Genomic DNA, 18,802 nt, shown 5'->3' with positions numbered 1-18,802 from the left:
AATTGTGGAGATCCTCAGGCATGGTTAATTTAGAAGAATTTTACTGCTGCGTCGACAGGGCAAACGGGTCTAAATGATACTGACGTAAACCCCACCGTTAGGACTTTCAGCTCTGTCGCATTAAAAACCGATATCGGGTAACCTACGTACTTTTATCGAGTCAGTTGCCCATGTCTTTAATTCGAAAGCCTTCAAACGGCTACACTATCCTGTCGATATTATCGCTCAATGTGTCAGTTGGTACCTGGCCTATGCCCTGAGCCTGCGTAATTTAGAGGAGATGATGGCCGAGCGTGGCATTGAGGTTGACCACTCGACACGGCACCGCTGGGTAACTCGTTTGGTGCCGTTATTGGATAAAGCCTTTCGCCGGTACAAGCGGCCTGTCGGACGTCGATGGCGAATGGATGAGACGTATATCAAAGTGAAAGGCCAGTGGAAATATCTGTATCGAGCCGTCGATACGACCGGACAGACTATCGATGTTCTACTGACGGCAAAACGGGATGCGCCTGCATCATTGCGCTTCTTTCACAAAGCGATACGCCACCACGGTGAGCCTGAGGTGGTGACCATTGATAAAAGCGGTGCCAACACCGCGGCGCTAGACAAGCTCAACGCCGATAAGCCGGAAGAAGAAATGATAACCATCAGACAAAACAAATACCTGAACAACCTTGTTGAACAAGACCACCGCAATATCAAACGTCGGACAGGCTCTATGCTCGGATTTAACTCGTTTCGTCGAGCCCAAACCCTGTTAGCGGGGATCGAAGTCGTTTCGATGTTGCGTAAAGGTCAATATATACAACCCAAAGATAATACATTATCTCCCACAGAGATGTTTTACCGTTTGATTGCCTAAATAATAACCAATCCCACTTTCATTCAAACTTTCGCTGTTAATTCGACAGAACCTTCCAGTGTGCTATATACCCGTCGTCATTGAAGATGCTTGATTTTTCATTTGTATCAGATCATGATTGCGCCCATGAAAATTAATCTAACAGATGCCCAAAAAGACGCCCTCGAATTGATGCATGATACGACTCGCGATGGACGAGTACGTGACCGCATCAAGGCCGTGCTTTTGGCCTCAGAAGGCTGGACTGCCCAGATGATTGCTCAGGCTTTGCGGATCCATGAAAGTACGGTGAGCCGCCATCTGAAAGATTACTTCTCTGAGGAAAAACTCGCCCCTGAAAATGGGGGCTCTGAAAGCCGTTTGTCTGCCGAACAAACAACAGAATTAGTTGAGTATCTGATGGCAAATTTGATGCACACTACCGCACAAATTGTGGCCTATGTTCGGGCACGATGGCAGGTGACTTTCACTGTCGCAGGAATGACGAAATGGCTTCACCGTCAAGGTTTCAGCTACAAGAAGCCAATGGGTGCTCCGCATAAATTTGATGCGGATAAACAGCAACAGTTTATTGAAACCTACAACGCGCTGAAAGAAGAATGTGGCCAGAATGCGCCTATTTTATTTATTGATGCGGTTCACCCGACCCTGTCCACAAAATTAAGTTATGGCTGGATGAAGAGCGGGCGGAAGCACGTCAAAGTGGTTGAAACCACAGGCAGTCGTACTCGACTCAACATCATGGGTGCCCTTAATTTACAACGGATTGAAGAGACTATTGTTCGTGAATATCCGACGATTAACGCGAAAAATGTCGTCCTTTTTTTCGGCTCAATCCGGGAAACCTATCCACTTTCGCAAAAAATCCACATTATTCTGGATGGTGCGGGTTATCACCGTTCCGGAGTCGTCCAATTTTTTGCCGAGGTTTTGAATATTGAGTTGCACTACCTGCCGCCTTACAGCCCTAATCTCAACCCGATTGAGCGATTATGGAAGTATGTGAATGAGCAGGTACGAAACAATGTCTATTTTCCGGATACCAAAACATTCCGTGAAACGCTGCGCCACTTTTTTCATGTCACATTGCCAGAAAAAGCGAAAGAACTCACCACTCGGTTGACTGATAACTTCCAGATTTTAAAACCCGCATCTTCAAGTTAATTGCGTATATACAATACAGGTTGAATATATTAATAATTAACTGATATTAATAGGATAAGTGCCTATTATTCGTTAATCATATAATAATTATGGAGAGGGTGATTGCTAAAGTCGTGGGATGATGGGAATTGGGAAAAAATGAGAAAAAGGTATTGATAGATTTGTTGAATATTTGAAATCGGGATGTCAGTACATCCCGATTCATTATTGAGAAATCACCTGTTTAAATTAAATAACGCCATTTGATAGTGTTATTTTGGCGATTCTTCAGTCTCCGGTAATGTTACATTAAGTTCCAGTACGGATATGTCATCATCTTTTTGCTCAAACTGCACAGAGAGCATTTCTGGGTCGATTTGTACATATTTACATATAACGGCCAGAATATCCCGTTTCATTTCGGGCAAATAAGCAGGCTCGGAATCACCGCGCCGACGTTCTGCCACGATGATTTGCAGCCGCTCCTTGGCAATATTGGCTGTCGGTTTTTTTCTCGACAGGAAGAAATCTAGCAAAGCCATGCGTTATCCCCCAAACAAGCGTTTTAAAAAGCCCTTTTTTTCTTCTTCGATAAAACGGAAAGGCCGTTCTTCACCGAGTAGACGTAAAACGGTATCTTCGTATGCCTTACCCGCATCAGATTCTTTATCCAGAATGACCGGTTCCCCTTGGTTCGATGAACGCAGAACAGATTGATCTTCCGGGATAACACCAAGCAAAGGGATACACAGAATTTCCAGCACGTCTTCCATACTGAGCATATCGCCCCGGTTCACACGCCCCGGATTATAACGAGTCAGTAGGAGATGCTCTTTAATCGGTTCATTAGATTTTTCTGCGCGGCGTGATTTGGAGGCCAGAATACCTAAGATACGATCAGAATCACGAACAGATGAAACTTCCGGGTTTGTCGTGATAATTGCTTCATCGGCAAAATAGAGCGCCATTAATGCTCCGCTTTCAATACCTGCTGGTGAATCACAGATAATAAACTCGAACCCTTGTTGATCCAATTCATTCAGAATTTTTTCGACGCCTTCACGGGTGAGGGCTTCTTTGTCACGGGTTTGAGACGCGGGCAGAATATACAGATTCTCGGTACGTTTATCTTTAATAAGCGCTTGATTTAATGCGGCATCACCTTGAATAACATTCACGAAGTCAAAAACCACGCGGCGTTCACAGCCCATGATCAGATCGAGATTTCGTAGACCGATATCAAAATCGATAACTACGGTTTTTTTCCCACTTTGGGCGAGACCGGTAGCAATGGCCGCGCTTGAAGTGGTTTTGCCAACGCCACCTTTACCAGATGTAACAACAATAATGCGTGCCATGAAGCGATTCCTTGTTATAAGGGCTAGACTAAGGTTTCAATAGTTAATTCATTAATTACCAAACGTAATTTTGCAGCCTTGCCAACAAAATTTTCTGGAATATTTTCGCTGAGCCAATATTGACCTGCAATAGAGCAGAGTTCAGCGTTTAAATGGGTGCAGAAAATCTGGCTTTCTTTATCACCAGATGCGCCTGCCAATACTCGTCCACGTAGCACACCATATATAAGAATATTTCCATCAGCGATTAATTCTGCGCCAGCGCTGACATTACTGGTGACAATAAGATCGCTATTTGGCGCATAAATTCTTTGTCCTGATCGAACCGGCGTATTAATTATACGAGTTTTTTTGAAAATAGGTTCAGTCGGTTTATTTTCTTGAGTAGGAATTTTCTGACTTTTACCTTCTTTCAGTAAAGGTAGCCCAGATTTTAGAACAATTTTTCGTTGATCTTCATCCTGACAGCCGCTGATGCCAACAATGCGCAACCCGACAGATTCAACAGCACGATAGAGTGCGAGGAGATCGGCACCGGCTGGAAGATCAGATATATTGATTACGACCGGGGCATTTTTGAGGAATTCTGGTGCTTGCTCCATTTTTTCCTGCATTGCCCTTTGAATGACTTCCGGCTGGTCATCATGCAAATGAACGACCGAAAGCGTAAAATTACTGCCTTTTAGCTCAATTGGCGACTGTGACATCGATATTTTGACTCAGCAAGGTTAAGTTCCCCAGAATCTGGGATGCGTTATTCTTAAATATAATAAGCATGTTATAGTTACTGAATTATTCAAGCAAGTCGCAGTGTTAATTTAAAAGAGTTTATGACAATGATTTGTGTAATCTACAGAAGCCCAAAACGTGACCAGACATTTCTCTATGTCGAAAAAAAAGGTGATTTTTCACGCGTTCCTGAAGCGTTGCTGAAAACATTCGGTGAACCTCAATACTCCATGATGATTTCGTTATCAGGAAGAAAAAAACTCGCTAATGCAGATATTGAAAAAGTAAAAATTATGCTGAGCGAGCAGGGTTTTTACCTGCAAGTCCCCCCACCAGTAGAAAGTTTGATGAGTGAACATCTGGCTGTAAATAAGTGATGGCAAAAATAGCCGGTAAATATTTGATCCTGAAGGTGAGGAATTGATTCATGAAATTAATATCTGGTGTGGCCTTAATGACAGTAACACTGTTGGTAGGGTGTACTTCATCGAATGGAAAAGTGTTGCAGGATCAATCCAGACAGGCGGTTGTGATACAGAAAGAAATCAGGGTATTGGATGGACAATTTCCCATTGCTTCTCGTGAACCATCACAATTTCCTACCTATGTGGCTTTACTGAAACAACAAGCTAAAGAGCAGGGTTTCAGTGAAAAAACATTGGATCGTGCATTTGCTGATATTCATTTTATCTCGCGGGTTATTCAATCTGATCGTAATCAGCCGGAAAAAAAAATTACGTTGGCTGATTACCTTAACCGCGTCTTGTCAGCCCGGAAGATTGAACAGGGCGTCATCCAGTATCAGAATAACCTGCCCCAGTTAGAGATAATCAGCCGCAAATACGGTGTACCGAAAGACTATATTGTTGCTTTATGGGGGTTGGAAAGTGGTTTTGGCAAAATTCAGGGAAAGGAAGATGTCATATCGGCATTATCTACGCTTGCCTTTGAAGGTCGTCGGGAAGATCTTTTTATAAAACAATTAATGGCAGCACTTGAAATCATAGAAAAGAAATATATTGATGAACATCAAACTTTGAAAGGGTCTTGGGCGGGAGCGATGGGGCAAAGCCAGTTTATGCCGACCTCGTACTTGAATTATGCTGCTGACGGTAATGGCGATGGCAAAATCGATATCTGGAACAGTAAGGAAGATGTATTTGCCTCAATTGCCAATTATCTGGCGAAGGAAGGTTGGCAACAAGGATTACCGTGGGGTTATGGGGTTTCACTGCCTGCTGGTTTCGATCAAAACTTGGAAGGCGTTAAGTTAGAGCAGGGAAAAACGATTATCCAATGGCAGACATTGGGTGTTTCATCCCCCAATTTTGCCAGTCTGCCGGTAAATACCAAGGGTTGGATTGTGATACCAAATGATACTGAACAGCGGGCATTCTGGGTAACGCAGAATTTCCGTACCATCATGCACTGGAACCGTTCTTACAATTTTGCCCTTAGTGTTGGTATGATGGCAGATCATATTGGCCAGAAAACCCATTTTCTCACTCACTGAGAATCTGCTGTTGAAGACAGATAAGGAAGAATGCTATGTACCAGCATCGAGACTGGCAGGGTGTACTGCTGGATTTTCCTGCCAATAAAGTGGTTTGTGTCGGCAGTAATTACGAGAGGCATATGAAAGAGATGGGCTCTAAAGTGACCGAAGAGCCGGTTTTATTTCTCAAGCCTGAAACGGCTCTTTGTGATCTCTGTCAGCCGGTTTCCATCCCGCAGGGATTGGGAGCTGTGCACCATGAAATTGAATTAGCAGTCTTGATTGGTACGACACTCAAGAATGCCAATGAGGAACGGGTCGGCAAGGCGATTGCAGGTTTTGCGGTAGCACTGGATCTGACATTGCGTGATTTGCAGCATAAATTCAAACAATCTGGGCAACCGTGGGAAAAGAGTAAGGCGTTTGACGGTTCATGCCCCATATCGGGGTTTATTCCTGTCAAAGTCTTTAGTGAACCACAAAATGCCCAGCTTTCCCTGACAGTGAATGGCGAATCACGCCAAAACGGTAATACGAGTGACATGCGAATGCCCATCATCCCATTGATCAGCTATATGTCGCGTTTTTTTACCCTGCGCCCCGGCGATATTATCTTAACGGGAACGCCTGAAGGTGTAGGGCCACTACAATCTGGTGATGTACTGGACGTCTCTCTTAATGAGCACGTTTTAACAACCAGAGTGATTTAACAATGAGGAATGACTGAACTTATGTCTCAACCTTTCTGGCAGGCGAAAACTCTGGAACAGATGACAGACCGAGAGTGGGAAGCATTATGTGATGGCTGTGGTCAGTGCTGTCTGCATAAGCTAATGGATGAAGATACTGATGCAATCTATTTCACTAATGTTGCCTGTAATCAATTGAATATCAAAACCTGCCAGTGCAAGAATTATGCAGATCGTTTTAGATATGAGCCTGATTGCATCAAATTGACGCGTGAGAATATGGTCACGTTTGAATGGCTACCGATGACTTGTGCTTATCGTTTGATTGGTGAAGGAAAAAAACTCCTTCCTTGGCACCCATTAGTCAGTGGTTCAAAATCAGCCATGCATGCAGAGCGTATTTCTGTCAGACACATTGCTGTGCGTGAGGCTGATGTGGTGGACTGGGAAGATCATATTATGAACAAACCAGAGTAGTTATATTACTTATTGATATAAAAGGGACTTTATATCATATGGCTGTATTTTGGGTATCGGTGGGGCATGAGAAATAAATCCTTATACTCCCGGGGTTCGTTTTCTTGCCGTCGTACTGCAAATCGAAATTCATTGGTATAGTTAACAAATTAAGATAATGATTATAAGATATATATTTCATAAAGATTAATAACACATTAAATAAACCTCGTAAAATATATTATATATACCCAATTATTTTAATTATTTTAATTATTTTAATTATTTTAATTATTTTAATTATTTACAATATTTAATTTTTATATAATATTATAGGTAAATATATTTCATTTTTTATTGTGAATTTCGGTATTAATTAATGATATTTAATGTCAGTCTATTTTAATATTTTATTGACGTTGTAATAAAAAGTAATTACTTAACTTATAAATTAAGGGGTATAATATGTCTATTGAAAATATAAATATCAATGAGCAAAAAATTGGTAAAGATTCAGTTGTACTTGGGCATGCGGAAGCATTGGCAATACATGCTGTCGCCATTGGTGCTTCACCACGAAATTCTAAAGCCATCAGTGAAGCGGCTATTGCTATTGGGCAAAATCAACTTGCCGGTAAACAGGGAGATGCGACCGTTGTTTGGCCAATTGCAATTGGTGCTGATTCTGTATCCAGTGGCCTGGCTTCCATCGCTTTGGGGCAAAAGGTAACTGCCAGTGCATCTCAGGCCGTAGCGATTGGCCAACATTCCTCTGCAACAGAAAAAGGAAGCGTTGCATTGGGGGCAGATTCTATTGCGAACAAACCGAATGTTGTTTCTGTAGGAAAATCTGGTCATGAACGTAAAATCGTGCATGTTGCCGTCGGTGATATTTCAAATCATAGTACTGATGCGGTTAATGGTCAGCAATTATATTCTGAAACCGCGAAAATTAATGTATTACTGGATGAAAAAAATAAGCAATTGGAAAATAGAATCGAAACTCTTGAGAGTAATATAGCCAATCTCACTCTATTAAATAAGAATAATGCAGATGATATTGAATTATTGAAGCAACGGCTCTTTGATGCATTAAATTATTAATATAAAATGATTTTTATTTTATATTTTTTGGTCATTGGTACTATATCCGTAATAAACATTGCGTGATGATAATTCGCTATTTTTTCAAAATGGTTATCCATTCGATAGGGATATTTTTACGAAAGGTATCTATGGATTCAGGGTGGTTAAACTTTGTAATGATTTGTAATTTACGAGGTAGGTCAGACATAAAAATTTGGTCTCAAATTATTGTTTGGGACCAATTATGTGTGCGCATACCGGACATCACCACACATCGGATTGCCATGAATACCGGATTTTCCTCTCATATTTCTTGCTTTTATCAGCCAAGAAAAACTGATAACTTGTCTGCTCCACAGTCAATACAAGGAATGATAAATGGCAAGTTATTTGGTTCGTGTAGAACTTTATGGCACGGGTTCTGATGGCTATGAGAAGTTGCATAACAGAATGACAGCAAATAAGTTCAATAAATCGATACAATTTCCTAATGGAAAATGGCATCGTCTTCCCAGTGGAACTTATATTGGTAACTCATCGCTGGAATCCCTTCAATTAGCGGAAAAAATCAAATCAATCGCGACCCCTTTCTCAAGCAAAGAACCGTCGATATTTGTCTGTATTTACAGCAATTGGAGTGCAGCATTGTATCCCGATAAAGGAACCGGCTGAATCAAATTAAGTGTTTTACTGTTTAATAATTAACCCCAGATGTTCAAATGAATATTGTTCTATTTCTGCCACAATCCAGCCAAGATCGTATCAATTGTAATAAATAATAGAATGGCATTCATATGACTTACCAAATATATATGGAGTACTGTTGGTGAGGATTTGAAGTCAGACCATCAGAGATTATCTCATGCAGCTATGCAAGTCTGTTTGATAATGAGAGGTGAAAAAATGAACAGTGAATGGCTGGTTTATATAAAATTTGTAGGATTATGGATTGCTTTAATGCTGATGATTGGTGTGATGTTGTCATAAAAGATAAAAATAACATGAATGTGTGACCTCGTTTCTATTTCAGGAGATTGATTTGAGGAAAATGGCTATCAAATGGATAACCAGCTGAAAATGCGGGTTGAGCTGATTACCCAGTATGATACTGGGTAATCAAAAATCGTTTTGGTGAAAGTATGCTCAGAATGAGAAAAAATAACGTTATGTGATTAAATTATTGGGTAATATCCCTCAAAACATAAACCAGCGTGTTTTTGTCATTAGTTAATGTAAGCTGTTTTCTCTTTAATCTGACCGTAGCTCCCTCAGTCAGTACATCATAAATCACTTGATCCCATTGATGAAGCTGTTCATTGACACAAAACATCTGGGATTTTTCTAAAATACTGACAGTCAGAACACGCTTCTTTAATTTACCTATTCCCATAAAATGATTGCACATAGTTGCTGAAACAAACATTTTTTCACTAAATGCAATAGAAAGTTTACTGTCTTCTTTATTCGAAACAGTTGCACCATTGACACTGATTAAAGCAAAATTACGATGTTGTAGATCCCTGACCGTAACATTCCCCGTGGCGCTAACCCCCGAAGACTGACATGCTGTGAGTAGCAGGGTCGCGATCGCAAACGAAATCGCTTTCTTCATTTTATCTCCTGATGTGCGTAAAAATTACCCAACAAGATTCGGGCAAGACTTGCCGGAGGTTAATTGCTGGATATTTTGTAAAGTCGTTTCACTGATACTGGTTAATGCTTCTTCTGTCAAAAATGCCTGATGGCCTGTGAATAACACATTATGGCAGGAAGACAAGCGGCGAAAAATATCATCTTGGATGACATCATTCGATTTATCTTCAAAAAACAAGTCACGCTCGTTTTCATATACATCCATACCCAATGCACCAATTTTCTGCTGTTTCAACGCGTTAATAGCAGCAATTGAATCGATTAGTGCCCCTCGGCTGGTATTGATGATCATCACGCCATCTTTCATCTTATTAAATGCTGTTTCATCCAGTAAGTGATGGTTTTCTGGCGTCATAGGACAGTGAAGAGAAATCACGTCAGATTCGGCGTACAAGGTATCTAAATCTACATATTTCACGCCAAGTTCTAACACTTCCTTATTTGGGTAGGGATCATGTGCCAGCAAACGCATACCAAAACCTTTCAAAATTCGCAGTGTAGCCAGGCCGATTTTCCCCGTACCGATAATACCGGCTGTGCGTTTATACATGTTGAAGCCAGTCAGTCCTTCCAGAGAGAAATTGGCATCGCGGGTACGCTGGTAGGCTCGGTGAATACGCCGATTCAAACACAGCATTAATCCAACCGCGTGTTCAGCAACAGACTCAGGTGAATAAGCCGGGACGCGGACGACTTGAATGCCTAGCTCTTTGGCCGCATCCAGATCGACATTATTGAATCCCGCACAACGTAACGCCAAAATTTTGATATTCATTGCTGCCAATTCTTCCAGCACTTCACGCCCAGCGTCATCATTGACGAAAATACAGATAGCATCTGCACCAATGGCATTTTTGGCCGTTTGTGGGCTTAAGGAAAAATCAAAGAATTCGATATGGTAATCAAGCCCAAGTCTTTGGTTGAGCATTTCGAAATGTTTACGGTCATATTGTTTTTTACTATAAACAACCAATTTCATCGTCTCGTCTCCGTTATATATTGACTGTGGAATTTTTAATTTCATCGTTCATTCGAACCATTTGTTGCATTCACTACTCGAACAAACCGACTAATAAGCTATTCATGATAATAGCCCGTATAATAAACCAGCTTAGAGCCTGATATGAAACTATCATAACAGGATGTTGTGCATAGATTGAAAATAAGAGATAAGGATGTAATGACCAAGATATTCAAAGTGTTTGCGGTGATGATAACACTGCTGGTGTTATTGGTGTTGGCTGGTTGGTACACACTTCCGCATTGGCTGCCATTGATTGCCAGTCATTGGTTGCCACAGGGCGTTACTCTTTCTCTCAGTCAACCAAAATGGGAAAAGAATACATTACGGCTGGATGATTTGGCATTGAAAGCAAAAGGCTGTGAATGGGTCAATGTGTCCGGGCTGTCTGTGGGATACCCACGCAAAGAACAAACCAAAGAGCACTACTGGAATATTCATGCTTTTAGTGTTCACAGCAATAGCCCGTGTCTGGTGCAGTTGCCAGCGACAGAAAACCCGTCAGCACCATTATCGATTGAGGATATATTATCCTCCATTCCTGCGGTTAAACTTGTCGTTGATCACTTTGAACTTACGCCGTGGCAGGAGTTTGCCGGCAAACTCCAATTTGATTCATCACGTCAAGGGCAGACATTTTCCTATCAAGGCAAGCAATTAAAGCTGAATGTTCATACGGCAGATAAAAAGACATTAGTTATTCACCAATTCCTTGTGAAATTACCTGAACAGGAAATCAGCCTGAATGGGGATATCTCGTTGCCATTGGATATAGACGCACTACCCGCACAAGGTCAGATAACAGGGAGGCTATCCATCAGTCAATATCCTGATCCTTTGCAGATAATATTAAAATGGCAGGGGCAGGGAGGAATGCTCACTATTAGGGAAGAGAGGCAACAACGGATATTGGCAGAGTTGCCATGGTCATTCAATCAATCTCAATTTTTGATAACTGATGGTAAATGGCATTGGATGGATATGGGGCAGCCACTGTCAGGAGGTGTGAATCTGACCTTTGATCACTGGAAAGAAGGTATGGGTGGCATGTTAGTCAGTGGGCGAGTGAATTTGATCACCCAAAATGAACTAGGTAAGGGCAATATCGTTCTTTCTATAAAACCGGCACTTATCAATATGGCGAATGCTCATATCCCGTTTCAGTTAACCGGACAAATGAACCATGGGCAGATGGTCATAACGATGTCATTGCCCGCTATTGTGACGGGCCCGCTGGTGGCACCTAAAATCACATTTCAGCCGGGTGCGCTGTTTCGTGCGTGGGGAAAAGTAAGCGAAACCTTTACGGTTAAGGAAGCGCGTTTACCATTGGCGGGGACTTATCTGACCCGTGATGGTCTTACGGGTCGTCTGCAAGCTATCGTGACTGCACAGGATAGCTATTGGGGAAAATTCAAACTGCATCTCGATGGGAATGCCGAGGATTTTATCCCTGATAAGGGAAATTGGCATTGGCGTTATTGGGGCAATGGACACTTACCCCCGCTGCAAGCCAAATGGGATATTGCAGGCACAGGAAGCTGGAATCGTTCACAGGTAACGGTGAATGCGTTAAACACGGGTTTTGATGTTATCCAATACGGCCTTGTGCAGGTGGAGGCACCGCGTTTGCAACTTATCAAGCCGCTGGTGTGGGAACGTTCCGCAACTCAACCGACATTCATGGGGGACTTGCAGTTATCCACCTTAAGAACAGATTTTCGTTCTGGCGGTTTTTTGCCTCCTTTCGATTTTAAGGCGACCGTGACAGGTCAGTCGCCGGATAATTTTATTCTGAATGGGAAATTATCCCCCAAAGGTATTGAGCCAATCCCATTTTATGGTCGCTGGGACGGTACGCGATTGCGGGGAGAGGCTCGTTGGCCGAGTCAATCTCTATTAGCACTTCAGTCCTTGATCCCCGCAGATTTGGGGATGATGGTGCGTGGTGGAAACCTCTATGCTCAAGCGGCATTTTCGGCTGCGAAGGGGCAGGGATTACGTGCTGGTGGTCATTGGGTAGTGAAAAATGCGAGTGTTTGGCTAAAGGATGGCGAAATTGACGGCTTGAATTTTGTTTTGCCGTGGCGTTTGCAGGAACATACTTGGCAATTGGGGGTCACATCACCTGTCCAACTCAGGGTCAATGAAATTAAGGGCTTGTTTGGTATGCAGAATGTGACAGCCGATTTGCTGGGTTTCTACCCACCCACTGAAACCCAGCCGTTGACGTTATTCAATGTGAATGTGGACATGCTGGATGGTAAACTTGGGCTGGATAAACTTCAATTACCCCAAAAACAGGCTGCGGTACTACGATTTGATAAATTAAATCTGAGCAAATTGTTCGGTGTTCTGAAAGTTAAGCAAATAGCTATGTCGGGCAGAATCAGCGGGGAATTGCCACTATTATTGAATGATAAAAATTGGATTATTCAGCAGGGCTGGGTATCCAATGATGGATCTCTGACATTGAGGTTAGATAAAGATACGGTTGACTCGATAGGGAAAAATGACCTGACGGCAGGTATGACAATGGATTGGCTGAGTTATTTGGAAATCAGCCATTCAAAGGCACATGTGACACTGGATAATTTGGGCACTTTGATACTGAATTCAGAGGTCATCGGCGTTAATCCCAGAGTGGATAAAAAACGAGAAGTCAGACTTAATTATCGCCATGAAGAGAACACTTTTCAGTTATGGCATAGTCTGCGCTTTGGCAGTAATCTGGAAGAGTGGTTACAGAAAAATATATCTGTAAGGAGTGACAAATGATAACAAAAACTGGGCTCAGGTTGTCGGTGGGCATAGCGAGTCTGATGTTGGCCAGCATAATTTTGACGGGATGCATCAGGCTGGAGGTAGCGACACCGGATAAACCGATCAAGATCGAGATGAATGTGAAGATTGAGCATGAAATTCATATTAAAGTCGATAGACAAATTGAAGATATGCTCAAAAATAACTCCAACTTATTTTAAGGGCCAGAATATGAAAAAAGCAGGAGTAATATTTCTGGCGAGTCTGCTATTCAGTTCTTTTGCTGTAGGCATGACATTGAGTGAAGCAAAACAGCAAGGGCTGGTAGGAGAAACGTTCAGTGGCTATTTGGCACCTGTGAAGAAGACCAGGGATACTCAGTCCGTGATCCAAAAAGTCAACGAGGAGCGGGAAAAGAAATATGCTGAAATTGCCGCGCAAAATAATATGACAACGAATCAGGTTGCTAAAATGGCGGGTGAAAAGTTGGTGAACCGTGCTGGGGCAGGTGAATATGTGCTTGGTATTAATGGTAACTGGGTGAAGAAGTAAAATGAAAAAGCGCGCCATCTGGCGCGCAAAGAAAATGCAATAAACACTCGGTCTAATTTTGCAGTAATAATTCTGAGCTATTCATTAAGCTGAAATTTTTGCCATCATATCATTTATGGTATTCTGGGCAGATTGGTGAGCCAGTTCTGCCGATTCCGCACCCAATCCGAAACCCTCTGCAAAGACGAATTCAACATCGTTAATACCGATGAATCCCAAAAAAGTACGCAGGTACGGTGTTATCAAATCCGTTGGGTTATCTTTATGAATGCCGCCGCGACTGGTCAGCACAATGGCACGTTTGTTTTTCAGCAAACCTTCTGGCCCGGTTTCTGTATAGCGGAAGGTCGAACCGGCACGGGCAATCAGGTCAAAATAGGCTTTCAATTGGGTTGGAATAGTGAAATTATACATTGGGGCAGTAAGCACGATCACATCGTGAACTTTCAACTCCGCAATCAATTCATCCGATAAGGCTAATGTAGCTTTCTGGCGTGCTGTCATCTCGACATCACTTGGACGCAAAGCTCCCACCAATTCGCTATCAAGCACTGGTACTGGGTTTTCAGCTAAATCGCGCACAGTAACGTTATCATCTATGTGGTTGGCCTGCCATTTTTCGATAAAGTAATCAGCCATTTTGTTGCTTTGGGAATGCTGCGCCAGAATGCTCGATTTCAGAACAAGTACTTTATTCATATTTCAATTCCTTGATTAACACAGGGTAACTGATGTGTTGCTAATTGTGTCGATGTGTCAGCTATTTTATGTCGTATATCGTTCAGGCAATAGCTCAATATTTCGAGATTGGCATTCAAATTTATTGAATAACGGATTTGCGGTTCAGATGGATTTCATCGGGGTGATCAAGATATGTTACACTTCTAATATTTCAATCAATAAGAACCTATCCTATTAATCTACCGAAATAGGTTTTCAGACTCAGTGTTTTAATAAGAAGATATTGTGTTGACAATAAAAGCGGTGTTGAGAATAAAGACAGCGCTACTCAATTAAGAACATCACAAGGATTTATCACAGTGGAATCACCTTTGACAGCATCGTTTGCTGAATTATTCGCTGAACTTGAGCACACGCCACTGCGCGATCAGTTCCGGTTGAAAAAACGTCTGCATGGGGCAGCAAAAATCAAAAATCAGGCCTCCTTACAGGCCGTGGCACAATCCATTTCTGGAGATATCGCCACTGCAAAACAGAAAGTTATCAATCGTCAAGCCTCATGTCCCCCGATTAAATACCCTGAAAACCTGCCGGTTAGCCAGAAAAAAGACGATATCTACAAAGCAATTCGGGATAATCAAGTGGTTATTATCGCGGGAGAAACGGGTTCAGGTAAAACAACCCAGATCCCCAAAATCTGCCTTGAGTTGGGAAGAGGGGTTAAAGGGTTAATTGGTCATACGCAGCCTCGTCGCCTGGCAGCACGCTCGGTTGCCAGCCGTATTGCGGATGAACTGGAAACTCCGCTTGGCTCAACCGTTGGTTATAAAGTACGTTTTAATGATCATGTCAGCGAGAATACGCTGGTCAAGTTAATGACGGACGGTATTCTGCTGGCAGAATTGCAGCAAGATCGCCTGCTGCTGCAATATGACACGCTGATTATTGATGAAGCGCATGAACGCAGCCTGAACATTGATTTTATCCTTGGCTACTTGCGCCAGTTGCTGCTTAAACGTCCTGATCTAAAAATTATCATTACCTCCGCGACGATTGATCCTGAGCGTTTTTCCCGCCATTTCAACAATGCACCAATTATTGAAGTCTCTGGCCGTACTTATCCAGTGGAAATTCGGTATCGTCCGGTGGCAGGCGATGATAATGACAGCGATCGGGATCAACTCGAAGCTATTATTGGTGCTGTAGATGAATTGGGGCATGAAAGTTCAGGCGACATTCTGGTGTTTATGAGCGGGGAGCGGGAAATCCGTGATACGGCGGATGCACTAGATAAACAGAACTTTCCGCATACTGAAATCCTGCCCCTGTTTGCCCGTTTATCTAACAGCGACCAGAACCGGATATTTCAGCCGCATGTCGGGCGCAGAATTATATTGGCCACTAACGTTGCAGAAACATCGCTGACCGTGCCTGGTATCAAATATGTCATTGATACCGGTTTTGCACGTATCAGCCGATACAGTTATCGAACCAAAGTCCAGCGTCTGCCGATAGAGCCGATTTCACAGGCATCTGCTAATCAGCGCAAAGGCCGCTGTGGTCGTGTTTCAGATGGGATCTGTATCCGGCTCTACTCGGAAGACGATTATTTATCTCGTCCGGAATTTACCGATCCTGAGATTCTGCGTACTAATTTAGCTTCTGTCATTTTGCAGATGACCTCCATTGGTTTGGGCGATGTGAGCGCATTCCCGTTTGTTGAAGCGCCGGATAAACGTAATGTTCAAGATGGTGTCCGTTTGCTGGAAGAACTGGGAGCCATTGATCCGGAATCCCTGTCAGGCGGAACTTACCGGCTGACACAAATGGGGCAGCAACTTGCACAACTGCCTATCGACCCAAGATTGGCGCGTATGGTGTTGGAAGCAAGAGCGCATGGTTGTGTCCGTGAAGTCATGGTTATTACCTCTGCGTTATCTATTCAAGATCCACGGGAAAGGCCGCTGGAAAAACAGCAGGCTTCTGATGAAAAACACCGTCGTTTCGCAGATAAAGATTCTGATTTCATCACATTCCTGAAATTGTGGGATTTTCTGGTTGAGCAGCAGAAAGCGCTTTCCAGCTCACAATTCCGCAAACTGTGCCGCCAGGACTATCTGAATTACCTCAGAGTGAGGGAGTGGCAGGATGTCTATACTCAGCTTCGGCAGGTTGTTAAAGAAATTGGCCTGCCGATAAACAGTCAAGAAGCGGATTACCGCAGTATCCATATTGCGTTGTTGACGGGTCTGTTATCTCATGTCGGTCAGAAGGATACCGATAAACAGGAATATACTGGTGCACGTAATGCTCGTTTTTCTGTATTTCCGGGCTCAGGATTATTCAAAAAACCACCTAAATGGGGAATGGTGGCTGAATTGGTGGAAACCAGCCGATTATGGGGGCGTATTGCTGCACGTATTGAACCTGAATGGATCGAGCCATTGGCAGCACATTTAATCAAACACCATTACAGCGAACCGCATTGGCAGAAATCTCAAGGTGCGGTGATGGCAACGGAAAAAGTGACGTTGTATGGTTTGCCGATTGTGGCGGGACGTTTAGTGAATTATAGCCAGATTGATCCAATGTTATGTCGGGAGTTGTTCATCCGCCATGCATTGGTGGAAGGAGACTGGCAGACCCGCCACTCATTTTTCCGTGCCAATCTCAAGTTACGCGAAGAAGTCGAAGAACTGGAGCATAAATCCCGCCGTCGGGATATTCTGGTGGATGATGAAACCTTGTTCAGTTTCTACGATCAGCGAATCGGTAAAGAAGTCATGTCTTCCCGACATTTTGATCGCTGGTGGCAAGTCGCCAGTAAAGATCAACCTGAACTGCTCAACTTTGAAAAGAGCATGTTAATCAAAGGGGATGCAGATAAAATTAGTGCTTCGGATTATCCCAACTATTGGTATCAAGACAATTTGAAATTCCGTTTGAGTTACCAGTTTGAGCCAGGAACGGATGCGGATGGTGTCACCGTGCATATTCCGTTGCCGATCTTGAATCAAGTTAAGGATGAAGGCTTTGACTGGCAAATTCCGGGAATTCGTCATGACCTGGTCGTTGCATTGATTAAATCCCTGCCAAAACCCGTACGTCGGAATTTTGTGCCTGCACCTAACTATGCACAGGCATTTTTGGAGCGGATAACACAGCCGCAGGCTACCTTACTGGATAGTTTTGAGAAAGAACTCCGTCGTATGACGGGGGTGACAGTGTCACGTGATGATTGGCAGTGGGATCAGATTCCTGATCATCTGAAAATCACATTCCGTATCATTGGTGAGAAAAACAAACCGCTGGCGGAAGGTAAGGTTCTGTCTGCACTGAAGCTGCAATTGAAAGGGAAAGTACAGGAAACACTCTCGGCGGTAGCGGATGATGGCATTGAACAAAGCGGACTGCATATCTGGAGCTTTGGCGAATTGCCTGAACGTTACGAGCAGAAACGCGGAGGTTATTCTGTTAAGGCATTTCCGGCCTTGGTGGATGAAAAAGACAGCATCGGTATTAAACTTTTCGAGACTGAATCTGAACAGCAAAACGCAATGTGGGAAGGAACCCGTCGATTGCTGCTAATGAATATTCCGTCACCGATTAAGTACCTGCATGAGAAATTACCTAACAAATCTAAACTGGGGCTGTACTTTAATCCCTATGGAAAAGTGCTGGATCTGATTGATGACTGCATTTCCTGCGGTGTAGATAGATTAATCGCAGAAAATGGTGGGCCGGCATGGAATGAAGAAGCATTTGCAAGTTTACAGAATAAAGTTCGGGCTGACTTAAATGATGCAGTGGTCGATATAGCCAGACAGGTCGAGCAGATCTTGACGACTGTTTTTTCTATTAATAAACGTTTGAAAGGAAGGGTGGATATCGCACTCGCGCTTGCCTTGTCGGATATTAAAGAACAAATTTCCGGTTTAGTTTTTAATGGTTTTGTTACCGCTCACGGCTGGAAACGTCTTGCGGATGTTTTGCGTTACTTGAATGGCATTGAACGTCGGCTGGAAAAATTGGCGATTGATCCAAACAGGGACAGGGTGCACATGAGCCGGATTGAAAATATCCAACGGCAATGGCAGCAGTGGCTGGCGAAACTGTCTATTCAGCAGAAACAATTACCTGAAGTGAAAGAGGTTCGCTGGATGATAGAAGAACTGCGGATTAGCCTGTTTGCCCAACAATTGGGAACAGCATACCCAATTTCGGATAAACGTATTTTGCAGGTAATGGAAAATATCGCTATGTAGTCTTTAGGGGCTGTAGGTAACTCAACAGCCCCGTATTTACATTGGC

General features: G+C 43.0%; 18 protein-coding genes. 12 read left to right on the top strand and 6 right to left on the bottom strand.

Annotated elements, in window-relative coordinates; all coding sequences use genetic code 11:
* Positions 1 to 154: 154 nt before the first annotated feature.
* Positions 155 to 865, top strand: coding sequence for an IS6 family transposase (locus XBJ1_RS10105; protein ID WP_041573272.1), 711 nt, complete (start codon positions 155 to 157; stop codon positions 863 to 865).
* A gap of 126 nt (positions 866 to 991) precedes the next feature.
* Positions 992 to 2,029, top strand: a complete 1,038-nt coding sequence (locus XBJ1_RS10100; RefSeq protein ID WP_041573280.1) for an IS630 family transposase — start codon at positions 992 to 994, stop codon at positions 2,027 to 2,029.
* Positions 2,030 to 2,280: 251 nt separating this feature from the next.
* Here XBJ1_RS10100 and minE read toward each other — a convergent pair whose 3' ends face one another.
* Genes minE through minC form a run of 3 tightly spaced genes read right to left on the bottom strand, consistent with a single transcriptional unit; the run spans position 2,281 to position 4,073 of the window.
* Entirely contained in the window at positions 2,281 to 2,550 is a 270-nt protein-coding gene (gene minE, locus XBJ1_RS10095; protein ID WP_012988824.1) for a cell division topological specificity factor MinE, read from the bottom strand.
* A 3-nt stretch (positions 2,551 to 2,553) separates the two neighbouring features.
* On the bottom strand, positions 2,554 to 3,366 hold the full coding sequence (gene minD, locus XBJ1_RS10090; protein WP_012988823.1) for a septum site-determining protein MinD: 813 nt from the start codon (positions 3,364 to 3,366) through the stop codon (positions 2,554 to 2,556).
* Between the two features lie 23 nt (positions 3,367 to 3,389).
* A complete protein-coding gene (gene minC / locus XBJ1_RS10085; RefSeq protein WP_012988822.1) occupies positions 3,390 to 4,073 on the bottom strand; it encodes a septum site-determining protein MinC in 684 nt (227 codons plus the stop codon).
* 129 nt (positions 4,074 to 4,202) lie between these two features.
* Between minC and XBJ1_RS10080 the strand changes: the two genes are divergently transcribed.
* The 6 genes from XBJ1_RS10080 to XBJ1_RS10055 all read left to right on the top strand — a co-directional run bounded on the left by XBJ1_RS10080 (position 4,203) and on the right by XBJ1_RS10055 (position 8,493).
* Positions 4,203 to 4,472: a YcgL domain-containing protein gene (locus tag XBJ1_RS10080; RefSeq protein ID WP_012988821.1), complete on the top strand. Its 270-nt coding sequence runs from the start codon at positions 4,203 to 4,205 to the stop codon at positions 4,470 to 4,472.
* A gap of 50 nt (positions 4,473 to 4,522) precedes the next feature.
* The gene (locus XBJ1_RS10075; RefSeq protein WP_012988819.1) at positions 4,523 to 5,608 is read left to right on the top strand and encodes a lytic murein transglycosylase; all 1,086 of its coding nucleotides are present in this window, start codon (positions 4,523 to 4,525) and stop codon (positions 5,606 to 5,608) included.
* 35 nt (positions 5,609 to 5,643) lie between these two features.
* Positions 5,644 to 6,300 carry a fumarylacetoacetate hydrolase family protein gene (locus tag XBJ1_RS10070; protein ID WP_012988818.1) on the top strand — a complete coding sequence of 219 codons (657 nt, stop codon included), beginning with the start codon at positions 5,644 to 5,646 and terminating at the stop codon, positions 6,298 to 6,300.
* 21 nt (positions 6,301 to 6,321) lie between these two features.
* A complete protein-coding gene (locus tag XBJ1_RS10065; RefSeq protein ID WP_012988817.1) occupies positions 6,322 to 6,756 on the top strand; it encodes a YcgN family cysteine cluster protein in 435 nt (144 codons plus the stop codon).
* 444 nt (positions 6,757 to 7,200) lie between these two features.
* Complete coding sequence (locus XBJ1_RS10060) at positions 7,201 to 7,839, top strand: hypothetical protein (RefSeq protein ID WP_012988816.1); 639 nt, start codon at positions 7,201 to 7,203, stop codon at positions 7,837 to 7,839.
* Positions 7,840 to 8,199: 360 nt separating this feature from the next.
* Positions 8,200 to 8,493, top strand: a complete 294-nt coding sequence (locus XBJ1_RS10055) for a type V toxin-antitoxin system endoribonuclease antitoxin GhoS (RefSeq protein ID WP_012988815.1) — start codon at positions 8,200 to 8,202, stop codon at positions 8,491 to 8,493.
* A 505-nt stretch (positions 8,494 to 8,998) separates the two neighbouring features.
* On the opposite strand, the gene XBJ1_RS10050 is transcribed toward XBJ1_RS10055, so the two are convergent.
* Positions 8,999 to 9,433, bottom strand: coding sequence for an META domain-containing protein (locus XBJ1_RS10050; RefSeq protein ID WP_012988813.1), 435 nt, complete (start codon positions 9,431 to 9,433; stop codon positions 8,999 to 9,001).
* Positions 9,434 to 9,457: 24 nt separating this feature from the next.
* On the bottom strand, positions 9,458 to 10,453 hold the full coding sequence (locus tag XBJ1_RS10045; protein WP_012988812.1) for a 2-hydroxyacid dehydrogenase: 996 nt from the start codon (positions 10,451 to 10,453) through the stop codon (positions 9,458 to 9,460).
* Between the two features lie 201 nt (positions 10,454 to 10,654).
* Between XBJ1_RS10045 and XBJ1_RS10040 the strand changes: the two genes are divergently transcribed.
* Genes XBJ1_RS10040 through XBJ1_RS10030 form a run of 3 tightly spaced genes read left to right on the top strand, consistent with a single transcriptional unit; the run spans position 10,655 to position 13,810 of the window.
* Positions 10,655 to 13,273 (top strand): YdbH family protein, encoded by a 2,619-nt coding sequence (locus tag XBJ1_RS10040; protein ID WP_012988811.1) that lies wholly within the window; start codon positions 10,655 to 10,657, stop codon positions 13,271 to 13,273.
* A 44-nt stretch (positions 13,274 to 13,317) separates the two neighbouring features.
* The gene (locus XBJ1_RS10035) at positions 13,318 to 13,479 is read left to right on the top strand and encodes a YnbE family lipoprotein (protein ID WP_230578774.1); all 162 of its coding nucleotides are present in this window, start codon (positions 13,318 to 13,320) and stop codon (positions 13,477 to 13,479) included.
* A gap of 10 nt (positions 13,480 to 13,489) precedes the next feature.
* The gene (locus tag XBJ1_RS10030; protein WP_012988809.1) at positions 13,490 to 13,810 is read left to right on the top strand and encodes a YdbL family protein; all 321 of its coding nucleotides are present in this window, start codon (positions 13,490 to 13,492) and stop codon (positions 13,808 to 13,810) included.
* Positions 13,811 to 13,894: 84 nt separating this feature from the next.
* On the opposite strand, the gene XBJ1_RS10025 is transcribed toward XBJ1_RS10030, so the two are convergent.
* On the bottom strand, positions 13,895 to 14,509 hold the full coding sequence (locus XBJ1_RS10025) for an FMN-dependent NADH-azoreductase (RefSeq protein WP_012988808.1): 615 nt from the start codon (positions 14,507 to 14,509) through the stop codon (positions 13,895 to 13,897).
* A 341-nt stretch (positions 14,510 to 14,850) separates the two neighbouring features.
* Between XBJ1_RS10025 and hrpA the strand changes: the two genes are divergently transcribed.
* Positions 14,851 to 18,756, top strand: coding sequence for an ATP-dependent RNA helicase HrpA (hrpA, locus tag XBJ1_RS10020; protein ID WP_012988807.1), 3,906 nt, complete (start codon positions 14,851 to 14,853; stop codon positions 18,754 to 18,756).
* Positions 18,757 to 18,802 lie beyond the last annotated feature (46 nt).

Source organism: Xenorhabdus bovienii SS-2004, assembly GCF_000027225.1.
Taxonomy (GTDB): domain Bacteria; phylum Pseudomonadota; class Gammaproteobacteria; order Enterobacterales; family Enterobacteriaceae; genus Xenorhabdus; species Xenorhabdus bovienii_C.
The sequence above is the reverse complement of the archived record's forward strand: the minus strand, read 5'-3'. Positions and strand labels throughout refer to the sequence as shown.

Excerpts from the sequence above, each read along its gene's own strand:
- XBJ1_RS10025 (WP_012988808.1), bottom strand. The coding sequence starts at position 14,509 with ATGAATAAAGTACTTGTTCTGAAATCGAGCATTCTGGCGCAGCATTCC.
- XBJ1_RS10065 (WP_012988817.1), top strand. The coding sequence starts at position 6,322 with ATGTCTCAACCTTTCTGGCAGGCGAAAACTCTGGAACAGATGACAGAC.
- XBJ1_RS10030 (WP_012988809.1), top strand. The coding sequence starts at position 13,490 with ATGAAAAAAGCAGGAGTAATATTTCTGGCGAGTCTGCTATTCAGTTCT.
- XBJ1_RS10070 (WP_012988818.1), top strand. The coding sequence starts at position 5,644 with ATGTACCAGCATCGAGACTGGCAGGGTGTACTGCTGGATTTTCCTGCC.
- XBJ1_RS10060 (WP_012988816.1), top strand. The coding sequence starts at position 7,201 with ATGTCTATTGAAAATATAAATATCAATGAGCAAAAAATTGGTAAAGAT.
- XBJ1_RS10045 (WP_012988812.1), bottom strand. The coding sequence starts at position 10,453 with ATGAAATTGGTTGTTTATAGTAAAAAACAATATGACCGTAAACATTTC.
- minD (WP_012988823.1), bottom strand. The coding sequence starts at position 3,366 with ATGGCACGCATTATTGTTGTTACATCTGGTAAAGGTGGCGTTGGCAAA.
- XBJ1_RS10080 (WP_012988821.1), top strand. The coding sequence starts at position 4,203 with ATGATTTGTGTAATCTACAGAAGCCCAAAACGTGACCAGACATTTCTC.
- XBJ1_RS10100 (WP_041573280.1), top strand. The coding sequence starts at position 992 with ATGAAAATTAATCTAACAGATGCCCAAAAAGACGCCCTCGAATTGATG.
- XBJ1_RS10075 (WP_012988819.1), top strand. The coding sequence starts at position 4,523 with ATGAAATTAATATCTGGTGTGGCCTTAATGACAGTAACACTGTTGGTA.
- minC (WP_012988822.1), bottom strand. The coding sequence starts at position 4,073 with ATGTCACAGTCGCCAATTGAGCTAAAAGGCAGTAATTTTACGCTTTCG.
- XBJ1_RS10055 (WP_012988815.1), top strand. The coding sequence starts at position 8,200 with ATGGCAAGTTATTTGGTTCGTGTAGAACTTTATGGCACGGGTTCTGAT.
- XBJ1_RS10040 (WP_012988811.1), top strand. The coding sequence starts at position 10,655 with ATGACCAAGATATTCAAAGTGTTTGCGGTGATGATAACACTGCTGGTG.
- minE (WP_012988824.1), bottom strand. The coding sequence starts at position 2,550 with ATGGCTTTGCTAGATTTCTTCCTGTCGAGAAAAAAACCGACAGCCAAT.
- XBJ1_RS10035 (WP_230578774.1), top strand. The coding sequence starts at position 13,318 with ATGTTGGCCAGCATAATTTTGACGGGATGCATCAGGCTGGAGGTAGCG.
- XBJ1_RS10050 (WP_012988813.1), bottom strand. The coding sequence starts at position 9,433 with ATGAAGAAAGCGATTTCGTTTGCGATCGCGACCCTGCTACTCACAGCA.